The sequence below is a fragment of the Polymorphospora sp. A560 genome, from assembly GCF_045781765.1.
In the GTDB taxonomy this organism is placed as follows: domain Bacteria; phylum Actinomycetota; class Actinomycetes; order Mycobacteriales; family Micromonosporaceae; genus Polymorphospora; species Polymorphospora lycopeni.
This window is the reverse complement of record NZ_CP122282.1, coordinates 1740817-1764448: the sequence shown is the minus strand read 5'-3', so window position 1 is coordinate 1764448 and position 23632 is coordinate 1740817. Positions and strand designations below refer to the sequence as shown.

Genomic DNA, 23632 nt, shown 5'->3' with positions numbered 1-23632 from the left:
ACCCGGCGACGGTGCCGGCCGGGACCGGATATCCGGGGCATCGATAAACGCTTCGAGGACTGTCGGTAGTGGGTGCTATACACCTCGCATGCGACCAACCCCCCTCTTGCGGTGGCTGGCGCGCGTGGCTCTGATCATGGCCACGTGCGTCGCCGCCTCCACCCTGGCCGCACCACCGGCCACCGCCCAGCCATCCGGACTGAGCCTCAAGTCCCTCAGCTTCGCGTCGAAGCGGGTCGACGTCCGCGAGCAGAGTGTCGCCGTCACCCTCACCTGGACGGTCCGCAACACGAATCCCGAAGCCGAATACCTGTCGGGCTCGGTCCGGTTGCGGATGGCGGGCAGCACGCCCGGCACGTACGTCGGGACGACGCGGGACATCAACTTCTGGCTCTACACCAGTTGGGAAGGCGTCCGCCACGTATCGGGTAACGCCCAGGAATCGACGTACGAATACGACTTCGCGGTCCCGCGCTACGGCAAGACCACGTCGGCGCTGTGGGTGGTCGCCGGCTTCAACGCCTCGGACGACAAGGGCGCGACACTGAGCCTGGAGGGTGCACAGCTCGCTCGGCACCGGCCGTGGCTGAAAGCCCAGACCGCTGTGGACTCGACCCCTCCGGTCATCGATTCGATCGAGATCACCGGGAGCTTTCCATACGCGTACGTCGGAGACCGGTCCATTTCACTCGGATACCGTGCCGGACTGAGGGACTCACAGGCAGGATTCTGGAAAGGCACCCTCCGGTTGGCTGGCCCGAACGGGCAGGTCCTCACAGCCCCCTTCGAAGCGAACCTTTCCGTGTTCGACACGAGTTGCCGGCCTTCAGGGTTCAGCGAGATGTCCTGCCAGTTCCTCCTCGACGTGCCGGCGGGCACGACTTCCGGTGCCTGGCAGGTGGTCGAGGTGACGCTGGTCGACAATGTCGACAACCAGACGACCGTCGTCCCGCCGGACACGGCACCGATCACACTCACCTCCAACGAGGTGGTCAGCGCCGCCAACTTCACGGCCACTCCCAATCCGGTCAACAACTGGACCCAGAACGCGACCACCCGGCTTCGCATGGACGTGACCGGGGCCCAGAACGGTGTCGGCACCGTGCAGCTCGACTTCGACACGCCCGGGTGCCGGCAGGACAACGCCGGACCGGTCGTCGATCCGGACGGCGGCATCTCGGTCGGCGTCCTCGTCTCCCGTAACACGGCGGAGTGCGTGGTGACCCGTCTGATAATGGTGGACGGCGCCGGCAACGCCGCCGTCTACGGCGACCTGTTCGGAGCCCCCGACCCGGGGCTGACCATCAACCGCCTGCCGAACACCACGCCACCGGCCGTGAGCGCGGCGACCCTGACCCCGACGACCGTCACCCGTAGCGAGGCCCCGAACGTGTGGCCGACCCTCACGATGCAGGTGACGGCGCCGATCGCCCCGGTCAACCAGTACGCCCTCTACCTCTACGACGCCGCGGGGAACATCGTCGCCCAGCAGTCGGGAGGCACCAGCGGTGCGGGACCGGACGGGACGCTGCGGCTGTACGGCTACCTGCCCTACGACATCGCCGCCGGCACCTACTCGTACGGCTTCACCCTCTACGACGCGAGCGGACTGCGGTCGTCGTACGGGGTGAACGGCCAGCCGCTTGCGGGCGGGCCACTGGAGATAACGGTCACCGACGACTGAACCGGCAAGGGAGGGCAGCGCCGACGGCGGTGCCCTCCCGCCTCGTCGGCCCGTCGGGTACGACGCCGCACCCGGCGGAAAGCGGTGACTCGTAGACTGCGCGGATGGCTTCCCCCGTCGAAACGCACGGCAAGAACCCGTTGGAGATCCTCCGCAGGGTGTTCGGCTACGACGAGTTCCGGGGCAACCAGCGGGAGATCATCGACCAGGTGGTCGGTGGCGGTGACGCGCTGGTGCTGATGCCGACCGGTGGCGGCAAGTCACTCTGCTACCAGATCCCGGCGCTGATCCGTGACGGTGTCGCGGTCGTCGTCTCGCCGCTGATCGCGCTGATGCAGGACCAGGTCGACGCGTTGCACGCGGTCGGCGTACGCGCCGGCTTCCTCAACTCGACGCTGGACCTCGACACCCGGCGGATGGTGGAGGCGGAGTTCCGGGCCGGCGAGATCGACCTGCTGTACCTGGCGCCGGAGGCGCTCGGCTCCCCCGGCACGGTCCGGCTGCTCGAGAGCGGGAAGATCGCGCTGTTCGCGATCGACGAGGCGCACTGTGTGGCGCAGTGGGGGCACGACTTCCGCCCCGACTATCTGGCACTGTCGATGCTGCACGAGCGCTGGCCGGACGTACCCCGGATCGCGCTGACCGCGACCGCGACGACGGCGACGCACGACGAGATCGCGACCCGGCTCGACCTGAAGGACGCCCGGCACTTCGTCGCCAGCTTCGACCGGCCGAACATCCAGTACCGGATCGTGCCGAAGCGGGAGCCGCGCCGGCAGTTGCTCGACCTGCTGCGCAACGAGCACGCCGGGGATGCCGGGATCGTCTACTGCCTGTCGCGGGCGTCGGTGGAGAAGACGGCCGAGTTCCTGGTGCAGAACGGGATCGCCGCGTTGCCGTACCACGCGGGGTTGGAGGCGGCGACCCGCGCCGAGAACCAGAAGCGGTTCCTGCGCGAGGACGGTCTGATCATGGTGGCGACGATCGCGTTCGGGATGGGCATCGACAAGCCCGACGTACGGTTCGTCGCCCACCTGGACCTGCCGAAGTCGGTCGAGGGCTACTACCAGGAGACGGGGCGGGCCGGCCGGGACGGGCTGCCGTCCACGGCGTGGCTGGCGTACGGGCTCCAGGACGTGGTGCAGCAGCGGAAGATGATCGACGGGTCGGAGGGCGATCAGGCGCACCGCCGCAACCTGGCCGCGCATCTCGACGCGATGCTGGCGCTGTGCGAGACGGTCGAGTGCCGGCGCGGGCAACTGCTCGCCTACTTCGGCCAGGCCCAGGCGGAGAAGTGCGGCAACTGCGACACCTGCCTGGAGCCGCCGGAGTCGTGGGACGGCACGATCGCGGCGCAGAAGCTGCTGTCGACGGTGCTGCGGCTGAAGCGGGAACGGAACCAGAAGTTCGGCGCCGGCCAGTCGATCGACATTCTGCTCGGCCGGCAGACCGAGAAGGTCGTCCAGCACGGCCACGACTCGCTGACGGTCTTCGGCATCGGCACCGAGCTGAGCGAGCCGCAGTGGCGGGGCGTGGTCCGGCAACTGCTGGCGCAGGGGCTGCTCGCCGTCGAGGGCGACTACGGGACGCTGGTGCTGACCGACGCCAGCGCCGAGGTACTCGGCAGGCGGCGGACGGTGATGATGCGCCGCGAGCCGGAGCGGCCGGCGGCGAGCCGTACGCCGAAGCAGAAGGCCGACCGGAGCCCGGCGCAGGACCTGGACCCCGAGGCGACGAAGCTGTTCGAACGGTTGCGGGCCTGGCGGGCCGCGACCGCGAAGGAGCAGGGGGTGCCGGCGTACGTCGTCTTCCACGACGCGACGTTGCGCCAGATCGCGGCCGACGCGCCGACGTCGCTGGCCGAACTCGGCCGGGTCAGCGGGGTCGGCGAGAACAAGCTGGCCAAGTACGGCGGGTCGATCCTGGAACTGCTCGCGGGGTGAACGGCGGCCGGCGCGGGCGGGTGCTGCGCCCGTTCGGTGACATCGGGCTCGCGCTGGCGGTCGTCGTCGTGCTGTGGCTGCCGGCGCTGGGTGCGGCCGGGGCGGCGGCACGGTGGGCCGGGGTCGCGCTGGCGGCCGTGGTCGTCGCCGGTACGGCGGCCCGGTGGCGGCTGCCGCTCGCCAGCCCCGTCGCGGTCTTCGCCGCGACCGGGCTCGCCGCCGTGCTCGGTGTGACGGGCGATCCGTTCGTGGCCGCCGCGTGGGCGCTGTATCCGGCCGCCGTGCGGTGGGGTTCGCGCTCGCCGTGGTTTCCGGCGGCACTGTTCGTCGCGGTCGTGGCCGGCGCGACGATGGTGGGCGCACCCGCCACCACCGCCGCCCTCGAGACGGTGCGTCACGTGACGGCGGCTGTCGCCCTGCTGGCCGGGTCGTGGATCGTGGGCAGCCTGGTCGGCCGCCAGGCGCGGGCGGCGGCGGAGGCGGCCCGGGCACAGGCGGACCGGCGGGCGGCGGAACACCGGTTGCGGGTCGCCCGCGAGGTGCACGACGTCGTCGCGCACACGCTGGGCACGATCGGCATCGAGGCGGGGGTGGCCCGGCACGTCGCCTCGACGCCCCCGGAGGAGATGCGTCGCACGCTGGCGTCCATCGAGTCGTCGGCCCGGCAGGCGCTGGGGCAGATCCAAAGCCTGCTGCGCACGCTGCGCGACGACGAGGAGATCGACCGGACACCGGCCCCGGGCCTGACCGACCTGCCCGGCCTCGCCGAGCGGGCGACGCGGGCCGGGTCACCGACCACCGTCACGGTCGCCGGAACGCCCGGCCTGGACGCGGGCACGGAGCTGGCCGTGTACCGGATCGTGCAGGAGGCGGTCACCAACAGCGTCCGGCACGCCCCCGGCGCGGCCTGCCGGGTCGAGATACGCGCCGATGCCGGCGGCACGGTCGTCACGGTCCGCGACACCGGGCCGGGCCGACCGGCCGGCAGCACCGACGGCAACGGTCTCGCCGGCCTCCGGGAACGCGCGGCCCTGGCCGGTGGCACCGTCACCCTCGGCAATCACCCCGACGGTGGTTTCCAGGTGCGGGTCAGCCTGCCGAGGAAGGAGCCGGATGGCTGACGACGAACCGGTACGGGTCCTCGTCGCCGAGGACGTACCGCGGATCCGGGCCGCGCTGTGCACGCTGGTGCGCAGCGACCCCGGCCTGCGGCTGGTCGCCGACGCGGCGACCGGTGCCGACGCCGTACGGCTGGCCCGGGACCTGCGTCCCGACGTGGTCCTGATGGACATCCAGATGCCCGGCACCGACGGGCTGGCGGCGGCCCGCGCCATCCTCGACGGGACCGCCGCCACCCGGGTGCTGGTGCTGACGACGTTCGACACCGACGAGTACGTGTACGAGGCGCTGCGGATCGGGGTGTCCGGGTTCCTGCTGAAGAACGCTCCGCCGGAGGAGATCCTGCGCGGCGTCCGGGTCGTGCACGCCGGCCACTCCATGCTGGCGCCGGAGGTGACCAGCCGGCTGATCCGGGTGTTCGCCACCCGCCCGGCCCCGGCCACGCAGCGCCGGCTGATGCCGCCCGGCGTCGTGCTCTCCGAGCGGGAGATCGAGGTCGCCGGCCTGGTGGCGGGCGGGCTCTCGAACGCCGAGATCGCCCGCGAGTTGTTCCTGAGCCCGGAGACGGTGAAGACGTACGTCAGCCGGATGCTGGCGAAGCTCGGTGTGCGGGACCGCACCCAGCTCGCCGTGCTGGCGGTGGAGGCGGGCCTGCTCCGTCCGTAGGTGTCAACTTTCGGGGGACACCGGGCGCGGCCGCTCCTGTGACGCTGGCGGTCCACAGCGTTCCGGGAGCCGTTCGATGAGAATCCAGGTCGACAACCTGACCAAGAGACACCGCGGGAAGTATGCGATCCGCGACGTGAGTTTCACCGCCGAGCCCGGAAGGGTCACCGGGTTCCTCGGCCCGAACGGGGCCGGCAAGTCGTCGACGCTACGCATCCTGCTCGGCCTCGACCGCGCCGACGCCGGCCGGGCCCTGTTCGACGGCGTCGAATACCGCCGGCTCAGGAACCCGCTGCGTGCGGTCGGGTCGATGCTGGACGGCAGCGGGGCGCACCGGTCCCGTACGGCCCGGGCGCACCTGTCGTGGGTCGCCCGCAGCAACGGCATCCCGAAACGCCGGGTCGACGAGGTGCTCGAGACGGCCGGCCTGGCGGAGGCGGCCCGCCGGCCGGTGGGGCTCTTCTCCCTCGGCATGGGGCAGCGGCTCGGCCTGGCCACCGCCCTGCTCGGCGAGCCGGAGGTGCTGGTGCTCGACGAGCCGGTGAACGGGCTCGATCCCGACGGCATCCGGTGGGTCCGGACGTTCCTGCGGCGGTACGCGGCCGGTGGCCGCACCGTGCTGCTCTCCAGTCACCTCATGGGCGAGATGGCCGACACCGCCGACGACCTCGTCGTCATCAGCGCCGGGCGGATCGTGACGCGGGGTCCACTGGAGACGGTGACCGCCGGGCACGCCAGCCTGGAGGACGCCTTCTTCGCGCTCACCGACGCCGGTGCGGCGCACCGGTCCGGCCAGGGAGGCTGACGGTGCTCGACACTCTCGGCGCGGAACTCAGGAAGGCGCTCGGCCTGCCCGGCGTCGTCGTCGGCGCGGCCCTGGCCGTCGTGGTACCGGCCGGTATCGCCGCGCTCTCGGCGTTCTCGTTGCGTAGCGCGCTCGACAGCGGCCGGGCCGCCACCCTCGCCGATCCGTCGACTGTCGACAGCGGGTTCGGTGAGCTGGGCATCGGGGTCGTCGGGGCGGCGATCGTCGGCGTCGTGATCGTCAGCAGCGAATACACCGCCAACCGGGTCAAGGCCGGCGGCGGCCGTCAGGTCACCACCACCCTCACCGCGACGCCGCACCGGCTGCGGGTGCTGGCCGCCAAGTTCGCCGTTCTCACCGCTCTCGTCGTCGTGCTGGCGGCCGTCGCCGTCCCGCTCACCCTGGCGGTCAGCGGGTTCCTGCTCGGCGACCACGCCCAGTCGTACGGCGACCACCCGGCCCGGGTCGTCGGCGCCGGCCTGTACTGGCTCCTCACCGCCTGGCTCGCGTTCGGGATCACGCTGCTCACCAGGAGCGGGATCGTTCCCCTGGTCGTGATCGTCGCCAACGCCTCCCTCGTGTCGGTCACCTACCTGCTCGCCCGGTCGGTTCCCGCCGCGCGGTTCCTGCCGGACGTGGCCGGTGCCCAGATGTTCGCCCGCGAATACCACGCGCCGGACATGCTCGACCCGGTCACCGGCGGCCTCGTCATGGCGGCGTGGGCCGTCGCGCTGCTCGCCGCCGCCGGCACCGTCTTCGTCCGCCGGGACGCCTGATGGGGTTGCGGGCGCTCGGTCGTGTCGCGGGCGCGGAACTCGGCAAACTCGGCACCCTCCCGGCCGTCCGGTGGACGGTGGCGGGCACCGTCGGCGCCTCGGCCCTGCTGTCGGCGGCGGTGACGAACGCGGCCCTCGGCCGGTCCGGCACGACGGAAACGGGTGCGGCCGAGGCCGGCGCGGCGGAAACGGGTGCGGCGGGCGCGGTGGATGTCGCCGCCGCCGCGCTGCAATCCGTCGGACTGGTCCAGATCGGGCTGGTCCTGCTCGGCGTCCTCGCCGTCAGCAGCGAGTACGCCGACGGGCAGATCGCCGCCAGCCTCGCCAGCGTCCCGGACCGGACGCTGTTCCTGATCGGGAAGACGGTCGCCTGGCTCGGTGCGGCACTCGGCACCGCACTGCTCGGCGTCGCGACGTCGTACGGAGCCGCGTACCTCGTGGTGCGCCTCGACGGGGCACCGGCCCGGGACGGCGGCGAGGTCGTCCGGGCGCACGCGGGGGCCGTCGGCTACCTCGTGCTGATCGGCCTGCTCGCCTACGCGACCGCGTTTCTGCTGCGAAACGCGGTCGCGACGGTGGCGACGACGCTCACCCTCGTCCTGCTCGTGTCGCCGTACCTGGCCCGCTTCGGCGGGGCCGCCAGGTTCCTGCCCGACATCGCCGGGAAGCAGGCGTTCCACCTCGGGTCGCTCCCGCCCGGGGCGTTGTCACCCGGTACGGGGATCCTCGTGCTGCTCGGCTGGTGCGTGGCACTCCTGCTGCTCGCGGGCGTCACGTTCCGGCGCCGGGACGCCGGCTGACCACTCCCCACGCGGCCGGGCACTCGACGCGGCCGAGCGCTCGACGCGGCTCCCGATGATCGTCTGCTGCTCAGACAGTCACGGCACGGCGTGTCGAATGTCTGAGCAGCAGACGATCAATCCTGGCTGAGGTGCGCGGGTACGTCCGCCGTGCCGGTCACACCGAGCTGGGCGAGGACGGCGACCCCGAGCACCGTCGCCTCGGGTTCGACGACGAACCGCAGCCGGCGATCCGTGGCGTCCTGGCGCATCCGGCGCCACACCGGCGACCCGGCGGCCACCCCGGCGATGGTGACGTCGGCGATCTCGGTCCGGCCGAGATGCCCCAGCCGTACGGTCGTCGCCTCGGCCTCGACGGCCAGCCCCTTGAGCAGGCTGGCCATCGCGTGGGCGCGGGTGGCGTCCATCGGCAGGTCGGCGAGCCGGACCCGCCGGTGGTCGGCGTCGATCACCGCCGGGCCGACGCTGTCGACCACCGCACCGATCTCGTCCCACATCACCGCGTCGTCCACGCCGGCGTAGAGCATGTTGTGCCACGCCTGGTAGTAGCGGCCGGACGGGGTGGCCCGGTGCACGAACCGCAGCCCGCCGGCGACGAAGACGCCCTCGTCGATACCGGGTTCGAGGGTGTCCGGCAGTTCGTCCAGCAGCAGCAATTGCGCCTCGGAGGTGCCGGCGGAGACGTAGACGTCGCCAGGGTTGCGTACGCCGGCACCGAACGCGCCGCACATGTGGTCGTGGCCGCCGGTGACGACGGGTACGCCGGCCGGCAGCACGCCCGCGCCGGTCGTCCGGCCGACGACGGTGGCGCTGCCGACCAGTTCCGGCAGGGCGAGGGTGGTCAGGCCGAGATCGGGCAGCGCGTCGTCGCGCAGCACCCCCCGGCGTACGTCGAGCAGCCCGGTCCGCGAAGCGTGCGAGACGTTGAGGAAGACCGGGGCGGCCCGGTCGGCGAGCAGATCGCGGGCGACGAAGTCGGCGAGGCAGGTGAAGCCGCGGGCGGCGGCGAACGCGTCCGGCAGGTGCCGGGCCAGCCAGCGGAGCTTGAAGACGGAGAACGTCTCGTCCACATCAGACCAGCCGGTGCCGGCCAGTTCCGCCTTCGCCTCCCGGCCGTGGGTGGCGTACCAGGCCAGGACCGGGGCGGTGACGGTGCCGTCGGCGGCCAGCAGGACGACCTCCTCGCCGACCGAGCCGACACCGACGCCGGCGAGTTCGCCGACGCGTACGGCCGGGTCGGCGAGCAACCCCGCCAGCAGGTCCTCGACCGAGGCGGCGAGCCGGCCGGCGTCGCGCCGGCCACCCCACGCGTCGTCCTCGACGACGGTCGGGGCGTGCCGCAGCGCGACGAGGCGGCCGGCGGCCGTGTCGTAGCAGCCGACCTTCGTCCGGGTGGTGCCGATGTCGACCCCGAGGAACTGGGTCACGGTGTCGCCTCGCTTCGCTCGGCACCACCGTGTGCACCACTGAGCCCAATGGCTCGCTCGCTCCGCTCACTCACGGTGTCACCTGGGTGGTGACGGTCACCTGGTCGCGGAGCTTCGCGACGAGGTCCAGGTCGACGTCGGGGGTGAGCGAGGCGGCGTTCGCCGCGCCCATCGCCGACGCGAGGACGAGCGCGTCGGCCGGGCTCGCACCGCGCCCGAGCGCGACCGCGAGACCGGCGAGGAACGAGTCGCCGGAGCCGGTGGCGTTGCGGGTCTCGACCTTCGGCGTGTCGACCGCCAGCCGCTCGGCCCCGTCGATCCACAGTGCGCCGTCGGTGCCGAGGGTGACGACGAACGTCGCCCCGGTCTCGACGTACAGGTCGCGCATCGCGGCGGTGGCGGCGGCGAGGTCGGGCAGGTCCCGGCCGAGGACACCGGCCAACTCGTGCACGTTGGGCTTGACGACGAGCCGGCCGGCCGGCGGCGCCGACCGGACGTCGTCGATGACCCGGGCGAGCGGTTCGCCGTGCGCGTCGACGATCGCGGTCGCGCCGGCGGCCAGCGCGAGCCGGGCGATCCGGGCGTGCAGGTCCGGCGGGCAGCCCGGCGGCAGGCTGCCCGTCGACACGACCACGTCGCCGGGTACGACGTCGGCGGCCAGGCCGGCGAGCAGCTTCTCCGGCTCGCCGGGCGCGATGTCGGGGCCGCGTTCGTTGAGCACCGTCGAGCGCCCGGTGCTCTCCTCGATGACGACCGGGGTCACCCGGGTCTCCCCCTCGACCTCGATGTGCCGGTCGAGTATGTCGAGGTCGGCGCAGCCGCGGCGGATCACCTGGCCGGTGAAGCCGCCGACGAAGCCGTACGCGGCCACCGTGGCGTCGAGCCGCCGCGCCCCCCGGCAGACGATCATGCCCTTGCCGCCGGGGAGGCTGCGTACGGTCGTGACCCGGTTGACCTCGAACGGGTGGAACCGGTCGACCACCTGGAGCCGGTCGAGTGCCGGGTTGGGGCAGACGACGTGCAGCGTGAAGCCGGACACCGCGCTACTCGGAGTCGATCTGGTAGAGGGCGAAGAGTTCCTCGTCGCTGGCACCGAGCACCTCTTCCTCGCGCTGCCGGAACGTCTCCGCCGAGACGCGGACGAGTTCGTCGAGCTTCTCGGTCTGCGGCGGCAGGTTCATCGCAGCGTACGGGTTGCCGCCGGCGCCCAGCGGCTCGGCGGAGCAGTAGTTGTCGCCGCGCTGGTAGCCGATGGCGTACAGGGCCATGATGATCACGTCGAGGTCGAGCAGGCCGTGGCCGAGCGCACGGCGGTTGGAGTCCGCCATGTGCAGGTTGAGCATGCGGTGGCCGTGGTCGAGGATCGTGGCGCCGATGTGCAGTTCGCCGCTGAGCATGTGGTAGAGGTCGCCGTTGAGGTGCGAGATCGCCGGGTGGTCGACGAGGTCGAGCAGCCGCAGCGCCTGCTCGAAGGTGTGCACGATGCTGGTCTCCTCGGGCCGGATCGGCTCGACGGCACCGCGGATGCCGGCGGCGGCGAAGTCGTCGGCGACCAGCTTCATCGTCTGCGCCGACCGCTCCACCTCGTACGAGTCGAAGGCGGTGGGCCGGCCGACCGAGGCGGCGCCGAAGAGCAGGTACGAGCCGCCGACCGCCTGGGCGAACCTGGCCTGGCGACGGAAGTACTCGATGGCCCGGGCCCGCACGTGCGGCAGGTTGTGGGCGAACTCCTGGTTCGGGGTCACCATGCCGCAGATGCCGGAGACGGTGATGCCGTGGTCGCCGAGGATTCGCAGGGTCTCGTCGGGCTTGTAGCCGAGGTCCTCGGAGTAGAGGTTGCCGTGCAGTTCGATGTACCGCACGCCGTTCTTCGCCAGGCGGTCCGCCGAGACTGCGAGGTCTTCGGCGCCGAAGCCCCAGTTGCTCCAGCCGAACTTCAGGCGTGGCTCGTCGGCGGTGTGGCCGCGCCGGGCCTCGACGAAGGCCCGGACGACCCGCTGGTCGTGGACGCGGAATGGTTGCGGCTTCATGGTGCTCGTGGTCCTTTCCGGAGGCGGGGATCAGGCCTTGCGGCCGGCGAAGCGGCGGGTCAGCGCCTTGGGGTGCAGGTGCCGCAGGTTGCCCTGGCGCCACTGGTCGAACAGGGCGGCGAGGACGATGACCAGACCGATCGACAGCTGCTGCAGGAACGGCGACAGGGCGAGCAGGATGAACGCGTTGCGCAGCACGCCGAGCAGGCAGGCGCCGAGGAAGGCGCCGATGATCGAGCCGCGGCCGCCGGAGAGGCTGGCGCCACCGATGACGGCGGCGGCGATGACGTCCAGCTCGTACCCCATGCCGGCCTGGGCCTCGGCGACGCCGACCTGGGTGGCGAAGACGATGCCGGCGACACCGGCGAGGGTGCCGATCAGCATGAAGGTGAGGATGCGGGTCCGGCCGACCGGGATGCCGCCGGTGCGGGCGGCGGTGTCGTTGTCACCGACCGCGGTGACCCGCAGGCCGAAGACGGTACGGGTGAGCAGGAGCTGGCCGAGGATCACCAGGACCAGGAAGATGACCACGCTGACCGGGATGCCGCCGAACACCCGGCCCTGGCCGATGAAGGACAGCTCGCGCGGCATCGCCTGCGGCAGGCCGCCGGTGAGGAGTTGGGTGAGGCCACGGGCGATGGAGAGCATGCCGAGGGTCACGATGAACGAGCTGACCCGGCCGAGGACGACGACGGTGCCGACGGCGAGACCGGACAGGGCACCGACGCCGATGCCGATGAGCATCGCCAGCCACGGGTTCACCCCGCTGCCGTACGCCGCTCCGGCGGAGACCGCCGAGAGGGCGAGTACGGAGCCGACGGAGAGGTCGATCTCCTTGCCGATGAGGATGAAGGTCTGGCCGATGGCGATGATGCCGATCACCACGACCGTCTGCAGGACGTTGTAGAGGTTGTCCCGGGTCAGGAAGTTGTCGTTGGCCAGGCTCACCAGCAGGCCGAGCACGATGATGACGCCGAGCAGGCCGGTCTCCTGGCGCTTCACGAGCGACAGCGCGCTGTCCTTCCAGGACCGCCCCGGCTGCTTCGCAACGGTGGTGGCTGACATGTTCATCCTTCGGTAGCACCCATCGCCGCGGCGACGATGGGGTTGGGTCCGGCGTTGTTCGGGGCGTCACGGGTCACCCGGCCCTGCCGGATGACGACGACGCGGTCGGCGAGTTCGACGACCTCCTCCAGCTCGGAGGAGATGAACCAGACCGCGAGTCCTTCCCCGTGGGCGAGTTCGCGCAGCGTCGCGTAGATCTCGGCCTTGGTGCCGACGTCGACGCCGCGGGTCGGCTCGTCCAGGATCAGCACCTTCGGCTTGGCGGCCAGCGCGCGGGCGAGCAGCACCTTCTGCTGGTTGCCGCCGGACAGCGAGGTGATCGGCGCCTCGGTGGAGGCGGCCTTGACGCCGAAGCGCCGGGCGAGGTCGCGGGCGGTCGCGGTGGCCCGGCGCCCCGACACCCAACCCAGGTGGCCCAACGTCGACAGGATCCGGGCGGTGATGTTGTAGCCGACGCTCTGCGCGTGGAACACCTCGGTACGGCGTTCCTCCGCGACGTACGCGATACCGAGCCGCTGGGCCCGGCCGGGAGAGGAGATGCGTACCGTCCGCCCGCCGACGGTGATCTGGCCGCGGTCGACCGGGCGGAGCCCGATGACGGCCTCGGCGATCTCGGTACGGCCGGCGCCGACCAGACCGGCCATGCCGATGATCTCGCCGCGGCGGACGTTGAAGTCGATGTCGGTGAAGCCCTCACCGGTCAGTCCGGTCACCTGGAGGGCGACCTCGGCGGTCTCGATGCCCTCGGCCCGTTCGGCGACCACCTCGGCGACGACCGCCCGCTTCTTCTCGCCGGCCATCAGCGCGACGGCCCGCTTCTGGTCGATCTCGTCGGGCGGGCCGGCGGCGACGAAGGTGCCGTCGCGCAGCACGATCACGTTGTCGACGATCGAATAGACCTCGGCCAGACGGTGACTGACCAGCACCACCGCCACTCCCTCGTCGCGCAGCTTGCGCATCACGGCGAAGAGCCGCTCGGACTCCTCGTGGGTGAGGCTGGAGTTGGGCTCGTCGAGGAAGAGGACCTTCGGCTGGCGGGACAGGGCCCGGACGATGTCGACCATCTGGCGCGACGCCGCCGACAGGTCCCGGCACAGCGTCGCCGGGTCGGGCAGGTAGTCGGCCATCTCGAGCCGGTCGAGCAGTTCCCGGGCCTTGTGGACGTTCTCGCCGCGCCGGGCCAGCCCGTACGCCGGGCGCTCGCCGAGGTCGTACAGGAACAGGTTGTCGGCGATGGTCAGCTCGCCGATGAGCAGCGGTTCCTGGTTGACCACGACGACGCCGGCGGCGATCGCCTCCAGCGGGGTGCCGAAGGAGACCTGCTCGCCGTTGAGCGTCAGGTGCCCGCGGTCCGGCTGCATCTGGCCGGAGCACAGCCGGATGAGCGTGGACTTGCCGGCGCCGTTCTCACCGAGGAGTCCGGTGACCTGGCCGGCCGGAAACTCGAGCGACACGTCGCGCAGTGCCTTGACCGCGCCGAACGACTTCGCCAGGCCGGCGGCCGCGAGGGCCGCCGGCTTGACGTCGTCCACCTGGGTGGGCTTCATGAGGTACGGGCCTTCTCTAGGCGGTTCAGGCTCTGGGCGGCTCAGGAGGCGCCCACGGCACCGAGCGGCAGCACCGACGGGTCGTGCTCGGCCAGGTTCTCCGCCGTGACGAAGGGTGCGTTGGCCTCCTGCGCCACCGGGCTGGGGTTCTGGCCGGTGACGGCGGCGTTGAACAGTTCGATCGCGACGTTGTAGCCCTGACCGAAGGCGTCCTGGCCGATGACGCCGTACATCGAGCCGTCCTTGATGGCCGCGATGTTCTCGGTGCTGATGTCGTAGCCGATGACCTTGACGGTGTCCTGCTTGCCGGCGGCGGCGACGGCCTGGGCCGCGCCGAACGGGCCGCCCGCGGTGGCGTAGATGCCGAGCAGGTCGGCGTTGGACTGCAGGTAGTTCTGCGCCGCGGTGTAGGTGTTGGAGGCCGAGTCCCGGGCCTCGACGCCCTGGCTGACCGGGGTCAGGTTGGAACCCGCCAGGCCGTCGACGAAGCCCTGGCGGCGCTGCTCGGAGCCGGGGGCGGTGAACTGGCTGACGATGATGCCGACCTTGCCGGTCTGGCCGTTGGACGCCTTGATCATTTCCTGGGCCGCGAGCTGGCCGGCCTTGTACTGCTCCTGGGCGTAGTTGACGGTGCCGCCGGAGCTTTCGACGCAGTCGAAGAGGGTGTTGTAGGCACCGACCTTCTTGCCCTTGCCGGACAGCGTCTGGATGTCGGCGCAGTTGCCCTCGCCGGCGATGAAGAACCCGACGCCGTCGTAGCCCTGGGCGTCGGCGGCGCGGATGGCGCTGGAGACGGTCTGGACGTCGATGTTCTCGCCCGCGACGATCCAGGTGACGCTGCCGTCCTTGTCGGACAGTACCCGGTTGGCGTAGTCGGCGCCGGCCTTCACGTTCACCCAGTACGGGTTGTTCGCGAAGCCGATCATCGCGATCCGGACCTCGCCGTCGGCGGCCTGGTCGGTCGGGGTGGGCCGGCCGGCGATCGGGTCGCTCGGCCCGTCGTCGGATCCGCCGCCGCCACCGCACGCGGTCGCGAAGAGGGTCACGGCCAGCAGTGCGGCGGCGCCGCGGGTGACCGCCTTTACTCGTGTTCGGGAAGACATTCTTTCCTCCAGGGTGGTGGGGTGTGCGTGGTGATCACCGATCGGTCGCCGTGCGGGGTCAGCCATCAGCGAGGCGCACCTCCGTGCCGAGCGCCCGCAGGTCGTCCACGGTCGCGCTCCCGATCCCCCGGTCGGTCACGATCAGGTCGACGTCCCCGATCGCGCCGTACCGGCAGGCGGCCCGAAGGCCGAACTTCGTGTGGTCGGTCATCAGCACGGCCTTCTGGGCCGAGGCGAGGATGGCCGACTTGACCGCGGCTTCGCCGGGGTCCGGGGTGGAGAGCCCCCAGGTCGGGTCGACGGCGTTGGCGCCGACGAAGGCGACGTCGAAACGCAGTTGGGCGAGGCGTTCGAGGGCCCAGGCGTCGACCTCGGCGTAGCTGGCCGGGCGTACCCGGCCCCCGATGGTCATGACCGTCGAGCGGCCCAGGTCGGTCAGTTCGAGGGCGATCTGCAGGGCGTTCGTGACGATGAGCAGGTCGCCCCGGTCGGGCAGCAGCCTGGCGAGGTGGCCGGTGGTCGATCCGGCCTCGATGAAGATGGCGCCGAACGGCGGGATCTCGCGGGCGGCGGCCCGGGCGATGGCGAGCTTCTCGTCGCGCCGTTCGGCGATGCGTCCGGAGACCCGGCCCTCGACGGCGAGGGTGACGCGGGCGACGGCGCCGCCGTGGATCCGCTGGAGATCACCGGCGGCTTCCAGCGCGGAGAGGTCGCGGCGGATGGTCTCGGCGTTGACCGCGAAGCGGCTGGACAGCTCGGCGGCCTCGACCCGGCCGGCGGCGCGTACGAGGTCGACGATCTCACGACGGCGGGCGGACACGTTCATCGCGACGCCTCCCTCCAGCGGGTCGCTGTGGTTTCCCACCTGTGTCGTGTGGGTGAAGCCACAGATTTCGAGGAGCAACACTACATTTGGCTACCGGTATGTCAACGGGAGATTTTCAAACGTTACACCGAGATGACTCGAACCCACATTCAGCGCGAGAGGATTTGTCCGCTTTTAGCGCTGGTATGAGGTTTTGGTTTCCCAAGATCGCCACTGCGGTGGTGAAAGAACGCTACACCCACAGCTCGCCAACATTGCCAGCGAATGACAGCGGCTTGTAAGTTTGCTACAAAGTGATCAGGAAGAGCGCGGCCGGACGGGGTTCGCACCACCCGAGCGCTGGACCCCGCCGTCGGCACGAACAGAAGGAGCACCGTGTCCGAACCGCTGCCTGGACCGGCACTCGTCATCAAGCCCGAGGGGATGACGGGTCGCACCGGCCGCTACGAGAAGAAGCTGTCCGATCTCGACGGACTGTTCGCCGACGCCGAGGCGTTCGCCGCCCGGCTGGCGACCGAGGCCGACCGGGTGATCTACCACGTCGACGAGTTCCGGCCCTCGGGCGCGGCCGGTGACCTGATCACCGGGATCTCGACCCTGTCCGCCGGCCGGGTCGGCACCGAGTTCCACATGACCCGCGGCCACATCCACGCCCAGCACGACCGGACCGAGATCTACCACTGCCTGTCCGGCCACGGGCTGATGCTCATGGAGACCCTCGACGGACAGACCGTCGTGACCGAGCTGCGGCCCGGCGTCGTCGCGTACGTCCCGCCGGTGCACATCCACCGCAGCGTCAACCTGGGCGACGAGGACCTCGTCACGCTCTTCTGCTACCCGGCCGACGCCGGACAGGACTACGGCATCATCGCCCGCTCCGGTGGTATGCGGCACCGGGCCGTCGCCGACGGCACGGGGTGGCGACTGGAGGAGAACACCAGCTATGTCCCCCGGTGAGCTGACCGGGCCGGCCCTGGCCCGCATGGTCGACATCAGCGCCGTACAGGCCCAGCACGGCCGGACCAACGTCGAGGAACTGGCCCGGCACGCACTGTCCGGCGACTTCGTCGCCGCCCACGTACTGCCGTCCTGGCTGCCCGTGCTGCGGCCGCTGCTGGCCGGGTCGACCACCAACGCCGGCTCCCCGGTCGGCTTCCCGTCCGGCGGCTCGGCCACCCCGGTCAAGGTCACCGAGGCCCGCTGGCTGCTCGACGCCGGGGTGCAGGAGATGGACGTCGTCATGAACGTCGGCCTGGTCCGCTCCGGTGAGCTGGCCGCCGCCACCCGCGACGTCGCCGCCGTACTCGAAGCCGTCGACGGACGCGTACCGGTCAAGGTCATCCTCGAGGTCGGGCTGCTCGACGCGGGTCGACTGCGCGACGCCGCCCGGGCCGCCGTCGACGCCGGCGCCGAGTCGCTGAAGACCGGAACCGGCTGGCAGGGCATCGCGACCACCCCCGAACACGTCCGCGTCATGCGGGAGATCGCCGGGCCCGACCGGGAGATCAAGGCGTCCGGCGGCATCCGCTCCCTGGAGCAGGTGCGCGCCCTGCTCGACGCCGGCGCGACCCGGTTCGGCATCAACACCGCGTACGCCGTACGGCTGGTAGCCGAGGCCGGAGGGACCGCGCCGTGACCGCCGAGACCCTGACCCCCGACACGCTGCGCCCGGCCACGAGCCCGACGATGTACTTCGTCGGCGTCACCACCGGCTCGTCCGCGATCCACCGGGTCTTCGCCGCCTGGCGGCCGCTGCTCGGCCTCGACGACGTCGAACTCGTCGGCATCGACGTGCCGGTCGGCGCCGACGCGGCCGTCTACCGGCGGGTGGTCGCGCACCTGCGCGACGACGAACTCTCCCGCGGCGCCCTGGTCACCACCCACAAGCTCGACCTGTACGCGGCCAGCACCGACCTGCTGCGCCGGGTCAACGACGACGCCGCCCGGCTGCGCGAGGTCAGCGCCCTGGTGGCCCGCGACGGCTGGATCGACGGCCACGCGCTGGACACCATCACCAGCCAACTGTCCTTGCAGGCCATCGTGCCGCGGCTCGCCGGCCGCGACGTCCTGGTGATGGGGGCCGGCGGCGCCGCCCTCGCGCTCTGCGACTACTTCGCCCACCGGGCCGGTGCCGACGCGCCCGGCCGGGTCGTCGTCACCGACATCGCCGACGACCGGCTCGCCTCGATCCGGACCGACATCGGCGGCGGCAACCCCGCGATCGAGTGGGTGACGCACCGCCTCTCCCCCGGCGAGACGCACGACGAACTGCTCGCCGGCCTCACCCCCGGCGCCGTGGTCGTCAACGCCACCGGCATGGGCAAGGACCGGCCCGGCTCGCCGCTGACCGACGCCGCCGTCTTCCCGTCCGGCGGGTACGCCTGGGAGTTCAACTACCGTGGCGAACTCGGCTTCCTGCGGCAGGCGCGGGCCCGCGCCGAGGCCGACGGGCTGACCGTCGAGGACGGCTGGCGTTACTTCGTGCACGGCTGGACCCGGGCCGTCGACGCCGTCTTCGACCTGGGCATCCCGACCGCCGGGCCGGACTTCGAGCGGCTGTACGACGCCGCGCAGGAGGTGCGGTGACGGTGCGCGCCAGGTGGCTGGGGCAGGCCGGATTCCAACTCACGTACGGCGACGCGCACCTGCTCGTCGACCCGTACCTGTCGGACTCGCTGGCCCGCAAGTACGCCGGCACGCTCTTCCCGCACGTCCGGCTGCGCCCCGCCCCGGTCACCGTCGCCGGCCTGCCGCCGGTGCGTGCCGTGCTCTGCTCGCACGCGCACACCGACCACATGGACCCCGACACCCTCGCCCCGCTGCTGGCCGCCCAGCCCGCGACCCGGCTCGCCTGCCCCCGCCCGGTGCGCGACGAGGCGCTGCGCCGCTCGGCCGCACCGGCCGACCGGATCGACCCGCTCGCCGACGGCGAGCGGGTCACCTACGGGCCGTTCACCGTCACGGCGGTGCCGTCGGCGCACGAGACCCGGGTATGCGACGACAACGGCGACGACCGCTTCCTCGGGTACGTCGTCGAGGCCGGCGGCCTGCGCGTCTACCACTCCGGCGACTGCGTGCCGTGGGACGGGCAGGCCGAACGGCTGCGCGAACTCGGCGTCGACGTGGCGCTGCTGCCGGTCAACGGCCGCGACCCGCACCGGCTCGCCAACGGCGTCCCCGGCAACTTCGACTTCGCCGAGGCGGTCGACCTGTGCGCCCGGGCCGGCATCGGAATCCTGGTGCCACATCATTGGGGCATGTTTGCCTTCAACACCGTTGACCCGGACGGCTTCGACCTCGACCTGGCCGCCCGCGGCGGCGTCGCCGTACGCGTGCCCGAGCACGGTGGCACCCTCGACCTGGCGGTGGACCGATGAGCAACCCGCCGGTGCTGGAACGTCTCAACAACAACCTCCAGTCGCTGCGCCGCTCCGAGCGCAAGGTCGCCGACGTGGTGCTCGCCGACCCGCACGCGGTCGTCCCGATGACGCTCGCCGAACTCGCCGAGGCCGCCGGGGTCAGCCAGCCGACCATCGTCCGGTTCGCGAACGCGATCGGCTGTGACGGCTTCCACGACTTCCGGATACAGCTCGCGCAGAGCGTCGCGCTCGGCATCCCGGCCACCCAGTCGGTGATCGAGGCGCAGGACGGCACCGCCACCACGGTCAGCAAGATCTTCGACTTCTCGATCACGTCGCTGGACCACGTACGGCGCCACCTCGACCTGGCCGCCCTCGACAGCGCGGTCGGGGCGCTGGCCGCGTCGACCCACATCGTCTTCATCGGGCTGGGCGCCTCCGGCATCGTGGCGATGGACGCCGAGCAGAAGTTCCCGCTCTTCGGCGTGCCGTGCTCGGCGCCGGTCGACACCCACCAGCAGTTCCTGGCCGCGTCGACGAGTACGCCGACGACCGCGTTCGTCGCCATCTCGAACACCGGCCGGACAGTGTCCATCCTGGACACCGTCCGGGTGGCCCGGGAGCGCGGCGCGACCGTCATCGGGATCACCGGCGGGAAGACCCCGCTGGCCGAACTGAGCAACATCCCACTCGTCGTCGAGTCGCTGGACAACACCGACATCTACACGCCGACCATCTCGCGGCTCGCCCAACTCGTCGTCGTCGACATCCTCGCCACGATGGTCCTGCTGCGCCGCGACGGCACGGCGCTGGAGGACATCCGCACGATGAAGTCCCGGCTGTCGCACATGCGCTCCGGCCTGCAACACGAGGCCGTACTCGACACGGACCGGCGGACATGAGCGAGCGTAGCGAGCGAATCATCAGGCTCAGGTCCAGTCATGACGACCGCGAGCGAAGCGAGTGGGCGACATGACCGAGGCTGTTCTTTCCTTCGACCTGGGGACCGGCGGGTGCAAGGCGGCGCTGGTCGACCGGGCCGCCCGGGTGGTCGGCACCGCCTTCGTCGCGTACGACACCGACTATCCGGCGCCGGGTCGGCACGAGCAGCGGCCGGCGGACTGGTGGGACGCGGTCGTCCGGTCGGCGCGCGAACTGCTCGCCGCCGACGCCGGACGGCACGAGGTCGTCGCGGTCGGGCTGTCCGGGCACAGCCTGGCGATGGTGCCGGTCGACGCGGACGCGAACCCGCTGCTGCCCGCCGTACCGATCTGGTCCGACATCCGGGGTGAGGACGCCGCCGCCGCGTACTTCGGTCCCGGCGGCCCGTCCGAGGACACCTGGTACGACCGGACCGGCAACGGGTTCCCGCGCGGCATGTACACCGTGTTCAAGGCGGCCTGGCTGCGCGCCGAGCACCCGGACGTCGCCGCCCGCACGGTCCGGATCCTCGGCAGCAAGGACTGGGTCAACGCGCGGCTGACCGGCGTCCAGCGCACCGACCAGAGCTACGCCTCCGGCAGCGGCGCCTACGATCTCGCCACCCGCCGGATGCTGCCGGACGTGCTGGCCGCCCTCGACCTGCCCGACGGCTGGTGGCCGGAGATCGTGCCGTCGACCGCTGTCGTCGGCCGCGTCACCGCCGACGCCGCGGCCGCGACCGGACTGCCGGTCGGGACACCGGTCGTCGCCGGTGGCGTCGACAACTCGTGCATGGCGCTCGGCGCCGGGCTCGACCGGGCCGGCGAGGCGTACGTCTCCCTCGGCTCGTCGAACTGGGTGACGGTCGCCGCCGCCGAACCCGTACTCGACCCGGTCGGCCGGCCGTTCGTCTTCGACCACGTGCTGCCCGGCCTGTACATCTCGGCCCTGTCGACGTTCGGCGGCGGCAGCAGCCTGAACTGGCTGGCCGGGGTACTCGGCCGCGACGGCGACCTCGACGCCCTGCTCGACGAGGCGGCCGCCGCACCGGTCGGCGCCGACGGCCTGACCTGCGTACCGACACTCGCCGGCGGCACCGTCGCCGAGGGCGGCCCGGCCGTACGCGGCGCCTTCCTCGGCCTCGACCTCGGGCACACCCACGGCCACCTGGCCCGCGCCCTGGTCGAGGGGATCGGCTTCAGCCTCGCCGACGCCGCGCGGGCGATGCTCGTCGACGTACCGGCGGAGATCACCGCGACCGGCGGCGGTGCCCGCGGCCGGCTGATGCTCCAGGTCCTCGCCGACCTCATCGGCCGCCCGGTCAGCCGGCCGGCCGCCGCCCAGCACGGCGCCGCCCTCGGCGCCGCCACCCTGGCCCTGCTCGGCACCGGAGCCTGGACCGGCACCGGGCCGCTGCGGGCCGCGCGGCACGCCGCGCTGCGCGTCGACCCGCGCCCGGAACTCGCCGACGCGTACGCGCTGCCGCGCGCCCGCTTCGACGCCGCCCGGTCCGCGACCCGGACCCACGCGACCGCAACCGCCAGCAAATAGGAGAGAAACCATGCCCCTCGCCGATCCACGACCGATCCTCGCCGCCGCCCGCAGCGGGCGGTACGGCGTCGGGGCGTTCAACACCACCCTGCTCGAACACGGCGAGGCGCTGGTCGCCGGTGCCGAAGCCGCCGGCGCGCCGCTGATCATGCAGGTCAGCGAGAACGCGGTCCGCTACCACGGCGGGCTGCGCCCGATCGCGCTCGCCACGCTCGCCCTCGCCGAGGCGGCGACCGTTCCGGTCGTCGTGCACCTCGACCACGCCGAGGACGTCGACCTCGTGCACCAGGCTGTCGACCTCGGCTTCACCTCGGTGATGTACGACGGTTCCAAGCTCCCCGACGAAGAGAACCGGGCCACCACCCGCCGGGTCGTCGAGCACTGCCACGCCAACGGGGTCGCCGTCGAGGCGGAACTCGGCGAGGTCGGTGGCAAGGACGGGGTGCACGCCCCCGGCGTACGCACCGATCCGCAGGACGCCCGCCGGTTCTGCGCCGACACCGGCGTCGACTCGCTCGCCGTCGCGGTCGGCACCTCGCACGCGATGGCGTCCCGGGACGCGGTCGTCGACCTGGACCTGGTCGCCGCGATCGCCGAGGCGGTGCCGGTGCCGCTGGTGCTGCACGGCTCCTCCGGCGTCGACGACGCGACGCTGTCGACCGTGGTGACCCGCGGCATGACGAAGGTCAACATCGCCACCCACCTGAACAAGGTCTTCACCCGCGCCGTACGGGAGAGGCTGGACGCGGACCCGAAGGTGATGGACGCCCGCAAGTACGTCGCCCCGGCCCGCGACGCGATGGCGGCGGAGGTCGAGCGGCTGCTCGGCGTACTCGGCGCCCGGGGAACGGCGGCGCGCCAGTGAGCGAAGCGAACCAGCAGGCTCAGTCGAACTCACGCGACCGCCGAGCGGAGCGAGGTGGACGCGTAAGCGGGGCGCGGATCCTGGTGACGCCCCGGTCGATGTCGGTCGCGGGATCGCCGGCGGTCGACCGGCTCCGGGCCGCCGGCTACGAGGTCGTCACCCCGACGCCGGGGCGGCAGCCGACCACCGACGAACTCGTCGCCGCCGTACCGGGGGTCGTCGGCTGGATCGCCGGGGTCGAGCCCGTCCCCGCGCGGGTGCTGGCGCACGCCGACGCGCTGCGGGTCATCAGCCGCAACGGTGCCGGCAGCGACGCCATCGACGGGGCGGCCGCGGCCGCGGCCGGCGTCCAGGTGCTGACCGCCCGGGGCGCGAACGCGCAGGGCGTCGCCGAACTCGCCGTCGCCCTGGCGCTCATGGGCCTGCGCGGGCTGCCCGAGGCGGCCGCCGCGCTGAAGGCCGGCGCCTGGCGGCGCAGCCCCGGCCGGGAGGCCGCCGGACGCACCCTCGGCATCGTCGGGTTCGGTGCCATCGGCCGCCGCCTCGCCGACCTCGGCCGTGGGCTCGGGATGCGGGTGGTGGCACACGACCCGTACGTCACCGACGCCGGCGACGTGCCGCTGCTGCCGCTGCCCGAGTTGCTGCGTACGAGTGAGGTGGTGTCGTTGCACGTGCCGCCGTCACCGGACGGTCCACTGCTCGGGGCCGCCGAGCTGGCGCTGCTGCGCGACGACGTCGTACTGCTGAACACCGCGCGCTCGACGCTCGTCGACGAGACGGCGCTGCTGGTCGAACTCGGGTCGGGCCGGATCGCGCTCTACTCCGTCGACGCGTTCGACCGCGAGCCGCCGGAGCCGTCGGCGCTGCTCGCCCATCCCCGGGTGGTGCCGACACCGCACCTGGGGGCGGCGACGGCCGAGAGCGTACGGCGGGCGTCCGACGCCGCCGTCGACAACCTGCTCGCGGCGCTGGGTCCGGCCGCCGCCTGATCCGGCACCGGCCCAGGCACCGGGCCGGTGCCGGTTCACGCGGGGCCGGGCCCCAGGCCGCGGGCTCGCCATGATCGCCTGCGGTTCAGGCTGTCGACACGCCGTGCCGGCACAGCCTGAACCGCAGACGATCACCCTCGCCGGGCCGCGAGACAC

Annotated in this window: 22 protein-coding genes; 15 read left to right on the top strand and 7 right to left on the bottom strand. The window is 72.2% G+C overall.

Annotated features, from left to right (window positions below):
- Positions 1-88: 88 nt before the first annotated feature.
- From QCD66_RS08110 to QCD66_RS08080, 7 genes are all read left to right on the top strand, one after another.
- Entirely contained in the window at positions 89-1684 is a 1596-nt protein-coding gene (locus QCD66_RS08110; RefSeq protein WP_407567060.1) for a hypothetical protein, read from the top strand.
- Positions 1685-1788: 104 nt separating this feature from the next.
- Positions 1789-3627, top strand: a complete 1839-nt coding sequence (gene recQ, locus QCD66_RS08105) for a DNA helicase RecQ (RefSeq protein WP_375733650.1) — start codon at positions 1789-1791, stop codon at positions 3625-3627.
- Positions 3624-4748: a sensor histidine kinase gene (locus QCD66_RS08100; protein ID WP_375733649.1), complete on the top strand. Its 1125-nt coding sequence runs from the start codon at positions 3624-3626 to the stop codon at positions 4746-4748. The genes recQ and QCD66_RS08100 overlap by 4 nt, the downstream gene beginning before the upstream one ends.
- Positions 4741-5412 carry a response regulator transcription factor gene (locus QCD66_RS08095; protein ID WP_364209316.1) on the top strand — a complete coding sequence of 224 codons (672 nt, stop codon included), beginning with the start codon at positions 4741-4743 and terminating at the stop codon, positions 5410-5412. The genes QCD66_RS08100 and QCD66_RS08095 overlap by 8 nt, the downstream gene beginning before the upstream one ends.
- Positions 5413-5488: 76 nt before the next feature.
- On the top strand, positions 5489-6217 hold the full coding sequence (locus QCD66_RS08090) for an ABC transporter ATP-binding protein (protein WP_375733648.1): 729 nt from the start codon (positions 5489-5491) through the stop codon (positions 6215-6217).
- Positions 6218-6219: 2 nt separating this feature from the next.
- The gene (locus tag QCD66_RS08085) at positions 6220-6993 is read left to right on the top strand and encodes a hypothetical protein (RefSeq protein WP_375733647.1); all 774 of its coding nucleotides are present in this window, start codon (positions 6220-6222) and stop codon (positions 6991-6993) included.
- Complete coding sequence (locus tag QCD66_RS08080) at positions 6993-7793, top strand: hypothetical protein (protein ID WP_375733646.1); 801 nt, start codon at positions 6993-6995, stop codon at positions 7791-7793. The genes QCD66_RS08085 and QCD66_RS08080 overlap by 1 nt, the downstream gene beginning before the upstream one ends.
- A gap of 116 nt (positions 7794-7909) precedes the next feature.
- On the opposite strand, the gene QCD66_RS08075 is transcribed toward QCD66_RS08080, so the two are convergent.
- The 7 genes from QCD66_RS08075 to QCD66_RS08045 form a co-directional block, all read right to left on the bottom strand.
- Positions 7910-9220 carry an FGGY family carbohydrate kinase gene (locus tag QCD66_RS08075; RefSeq protein WP_364209304.1) on the bottom strand — a complete coding sequence of 437 codons (1311 nt, stop codon included), beginning with the start codon at positions 9218-9220 and terminating at the stop codon, positions 7910-7912.
- A gap of 70 nt (positions 9221-9290) precedes the next feature.
- Entirely contained in the window at positions 9291-10259 is a 969-nt protein-coding gene (locus QCD66_RS08070) for a 1-phosphofructokinase family hexose kinase (protein WP_375733645.1), read from the bottom strand.
- A gap of 4 nt (positions 10260-10263) precedes the next feature.
- Positions 10264-11250: a sugar phosphate isomerase/epimerase family protein gene (locus tag QCD66_RS08065; RefSeq protein WP_375733644.1), complete on the bottom strand. Its 987-nt coding sequence runs from the start codon at positions 11248-11250 to the stop codon at positions 10264-10266.
- Between the two features lie 30 nt (positions 11251-11280).
- The gene (locus QCD66_RS08060; RefSeq protein WP_375733643.1) at positions 11281-12315 is read right to left on the bottom strand and encodes an ABC transporter permease; all 1035 of its coding nucleotides are present in this window, start codon (positions 12313-12315) and stop codon (positions 11281-11283) included.
- Positions 12316-12317: 2 nt separating this feature from the next.
- On the bottom strand, positions 12318-13862 hold the full coding sequence (locus QCD66_RS08055; protein ID WP_375733642.1) for a sugar ABC transporter ATP-binding protein: 1545 nt from the start codon (positions 13860-13862) through the stop codon (positions 12318-12320).
- Between the two features lie 41 nt (positions 13863-13903).
- Positions 13904-14965, bottom strand: coding sequence for a sugar ABC transporter substrate-binding protein (locus tag QCD66_RS08050; protein ID WP_407567059.1), 1062 nt, complete (start codon positions 14963-14965; stop codon positions 13904-13906).
- Positions 14966-15023: 58 nt separating this feature from the next.
- The gene (locus QCD66_RS08045; RefSeq protein WP_364209286.1) at positions 15024-15872 is read right to left on the bottom strand and encodes a DeoR/GlpR family DNA-binding transcription regulator; all 849 of its coding nucleotides are present in this window, start codon (positions 15870-15872) and stop codon (positions 15024-15026) included.
- 294 nt (positions 15873-16166) lie between these two features.
- Between QCD66_RS08045 and QCD66_RS08040 the strand changes: the two genes are divergently transcribed.
- From QCD66_RS08040 to QCD66_RS08005, 8 genes are all read left to right on the top strand, one after another.
- Positions 16167-16748 (top strand): glucose-6-phosphate isomerase family protein, encoded by a 582-nt coding sequence (locus QCD66_RS08040; protein WP_357539361.1) that lies wholly within the window; start codon positions 16167-16169, stop codon positions 16746-16748.
- A complete protein-coding gene (gene deoC / locus QCD66_RS08035) occupies positions 16735-17427 on the top strand; it encodes a deoxyribose-phosphate aldolase (RefSeq protein ID WP_375733640.1) in 693 nt (230 codons plus the stop codon). The genes QCD66_RS08040 and deoC overlap by 14 nt, the downstream gene beginning before the upstream one ends.
- Positions 17424-18377: a shikimate dehydrogenase family protein gene (locus tag QCD66_RS08030; protein ID WP_375733639.1), complete on the top strand. Its 954-nt coding sequence runs from the start codon at positions 17424-17426 to the stop codon at positions 18375-18377. Before deoC ends, QCD66_RS08030 begins: the two co-directional genes overlap by 4 nt.
- The gene (locus tag QCD66_RS08025; protein WP_375733638.1) at positions 18374-19168 is read left to right on the top strand and encodes an MBL fold metallo-hydrolase; all 795 of its coding nucleotides are present in this window, start codon (positions 18374-18376) and stop codon (positions 19166-19168) included. Before QCD66_RS08030 ends, QCD66_RS08025 begins: the two co-directional genes overlap by 4 nt.
- On the top strand, positions 19165-20052 hold the full coding sequence (locus QCD66_RS08020; RefSeq protein ID WP_375733637.1) for an SIS domain-containing protein: 888 nt from the start codon (positions 19165-19167) through the stop codon (positions 20050-20052). Before QCD66_RS08025 ends, QCD66_RS08020 begins: the two co-directional genes overlap by 4 nt.
- Before the next feature lie 70 nt (positions 20053-20122).
- Positions 20123-21622 carry an FGGY-family carbohydrate kinase gene (locus QCD66_RS08015; protein ID WP_375733636.1) on the top strand — a complete coding sequence of 500 codons (1500 nt, stop codon included), beginning with the start codon at positions 20123-20125 and terminating at the stop codon, positions 21620-21622.
- A 10-nt stretch (positions 21623-21632) separates the two neighbouring features.
- Entirely contained in the window at positions 21633-22487 is an 855-nt protein-coding gene (locus tag QCD66_RS08010) for a ketose-bisphosphate aldolase (protein ID WP_375733635.1), read from the top strand.
- A gap of 98 nt (positions 22488-22585) precedes the next feature.
- Positions 22586-23476, top strand: a complete 891-nt coding sequence (locus tag QCD66_RS08005) for an NAD(P)-dependent oxidoreductase (RefSeq protein WP_375733634.1) — start codon at positions 22586-22588, stop codon at positions 23474-23476.
- Positions 23477-23632 lie beyond the last annotated feature (156 nt).

What these genes read in the sequence shown, in the direction of transcription:
- QCD66_RS08110 (WP_407567060.1), top strand. Translation starts at nt 89, where the DNA reads ATGCGACCAACCCCCCTCTTGCGGTGGCTGGCGCGCGTGGCTCTGATC.
- recQ (WP_375733650.1), top strand. Translation starts at nt 1,789, where the DNA reads ATGGCTTCCCCCGTCGAAACGCACGGCAAGAACCCGTTGGAGATCCTC.
- QCD66_RS08095 (WP_364209316.1), top strand. Translation starts at nt 4,741, where the DNA reads ATGGCTGACGACGAACCGGTACGGGTCCTCGTCGCCGAGGACGTACCG.
- QCD66_RS08090 (WP_375733648.1), top strand. Translation starts at nt 5,489, where the DNA reads ATGAGAATCCAGGTCGACAACCTGACCAAGAGACACCGCGGGAAGTAT.
- QCD66_RS08080 (WP_375733646.1), top strand. Translation starts at nt 6,993, where the DNA reads ATGGGGTTGCGGGCGCTCGGTCGTGTCGCGGGCGCGGAACTCGGCAAA.
- QCD66_RS08065 (WP_375733644.1), bottom strand. Translation starts at nt 11,250, where the DNA reads ATGAAGCCGCAACCATTCCGCGTCCACGACCAGCGGGTCGTCCGGGCC.
- QCD66_RS08060 (WP_375733643.1), bottom strand. Translation starts at nt 12,315, where the DNA reads ATGTCAGCCACCACCGTTGCGAAGCAGCCGGGGCGGTCCTGGAAGGAC.
- QCD66_RS08055 (WP_375733642.1), bottom strand. Translation starts at nt 13,862, where the DNA reads ATGAAGCCCACCCAGGTGGACGACGTCAAGCCGGCGGCCCTCGCGGCC.
- QCD66_RS08050 (WP_407567059.1), bottom strand. Translation starts at nt 14,965, where the DNA reads ATGTCTTCCCGAACACGAGTAAAGGCGGTCACCCGCGGCGCCGCCGCA.
- deoC (WP_375733640.1), top strand. Translation starts at nt 16,735, where the DNA reads ATGTCCCCCGGTGAGCTGACCGGGCCGGCCCTGGCCCGCATGGTCGAC.
- QCD66_RS08020 (WP_375733637.1), top strand. Translation starts at nt 19,165, where the DNA reads ATGAGCAACCCGCCGGTGCTGGAACGTCTCAACAACAACCTCCAGTCG.
- QCD66_RS08015 (WP_375733636.1), top strand. Translation starts at nt 20,123, where the DNA reads ATGACCGAGGCTGTTCTTTCCTTCGACCTGGGGACCGGCGGGTGCAAG.
- QCD66_RS08010 (WP_375733635.1), top strand. Translation starts at nt 21,633, where the DNA reads ATGCCCCTCGCCGATCCACGACCGATCCTCGCCGCCGCCCGCAGCGGG.
- QCD66_RS08005 (WP_375733634.1), top strand. Translation starts at nt 22,586, where the DNA reads ATGTCGGTCGCGGGATCGCCGGCGGTCGACCGGCTCCGGGCCGCCGGC.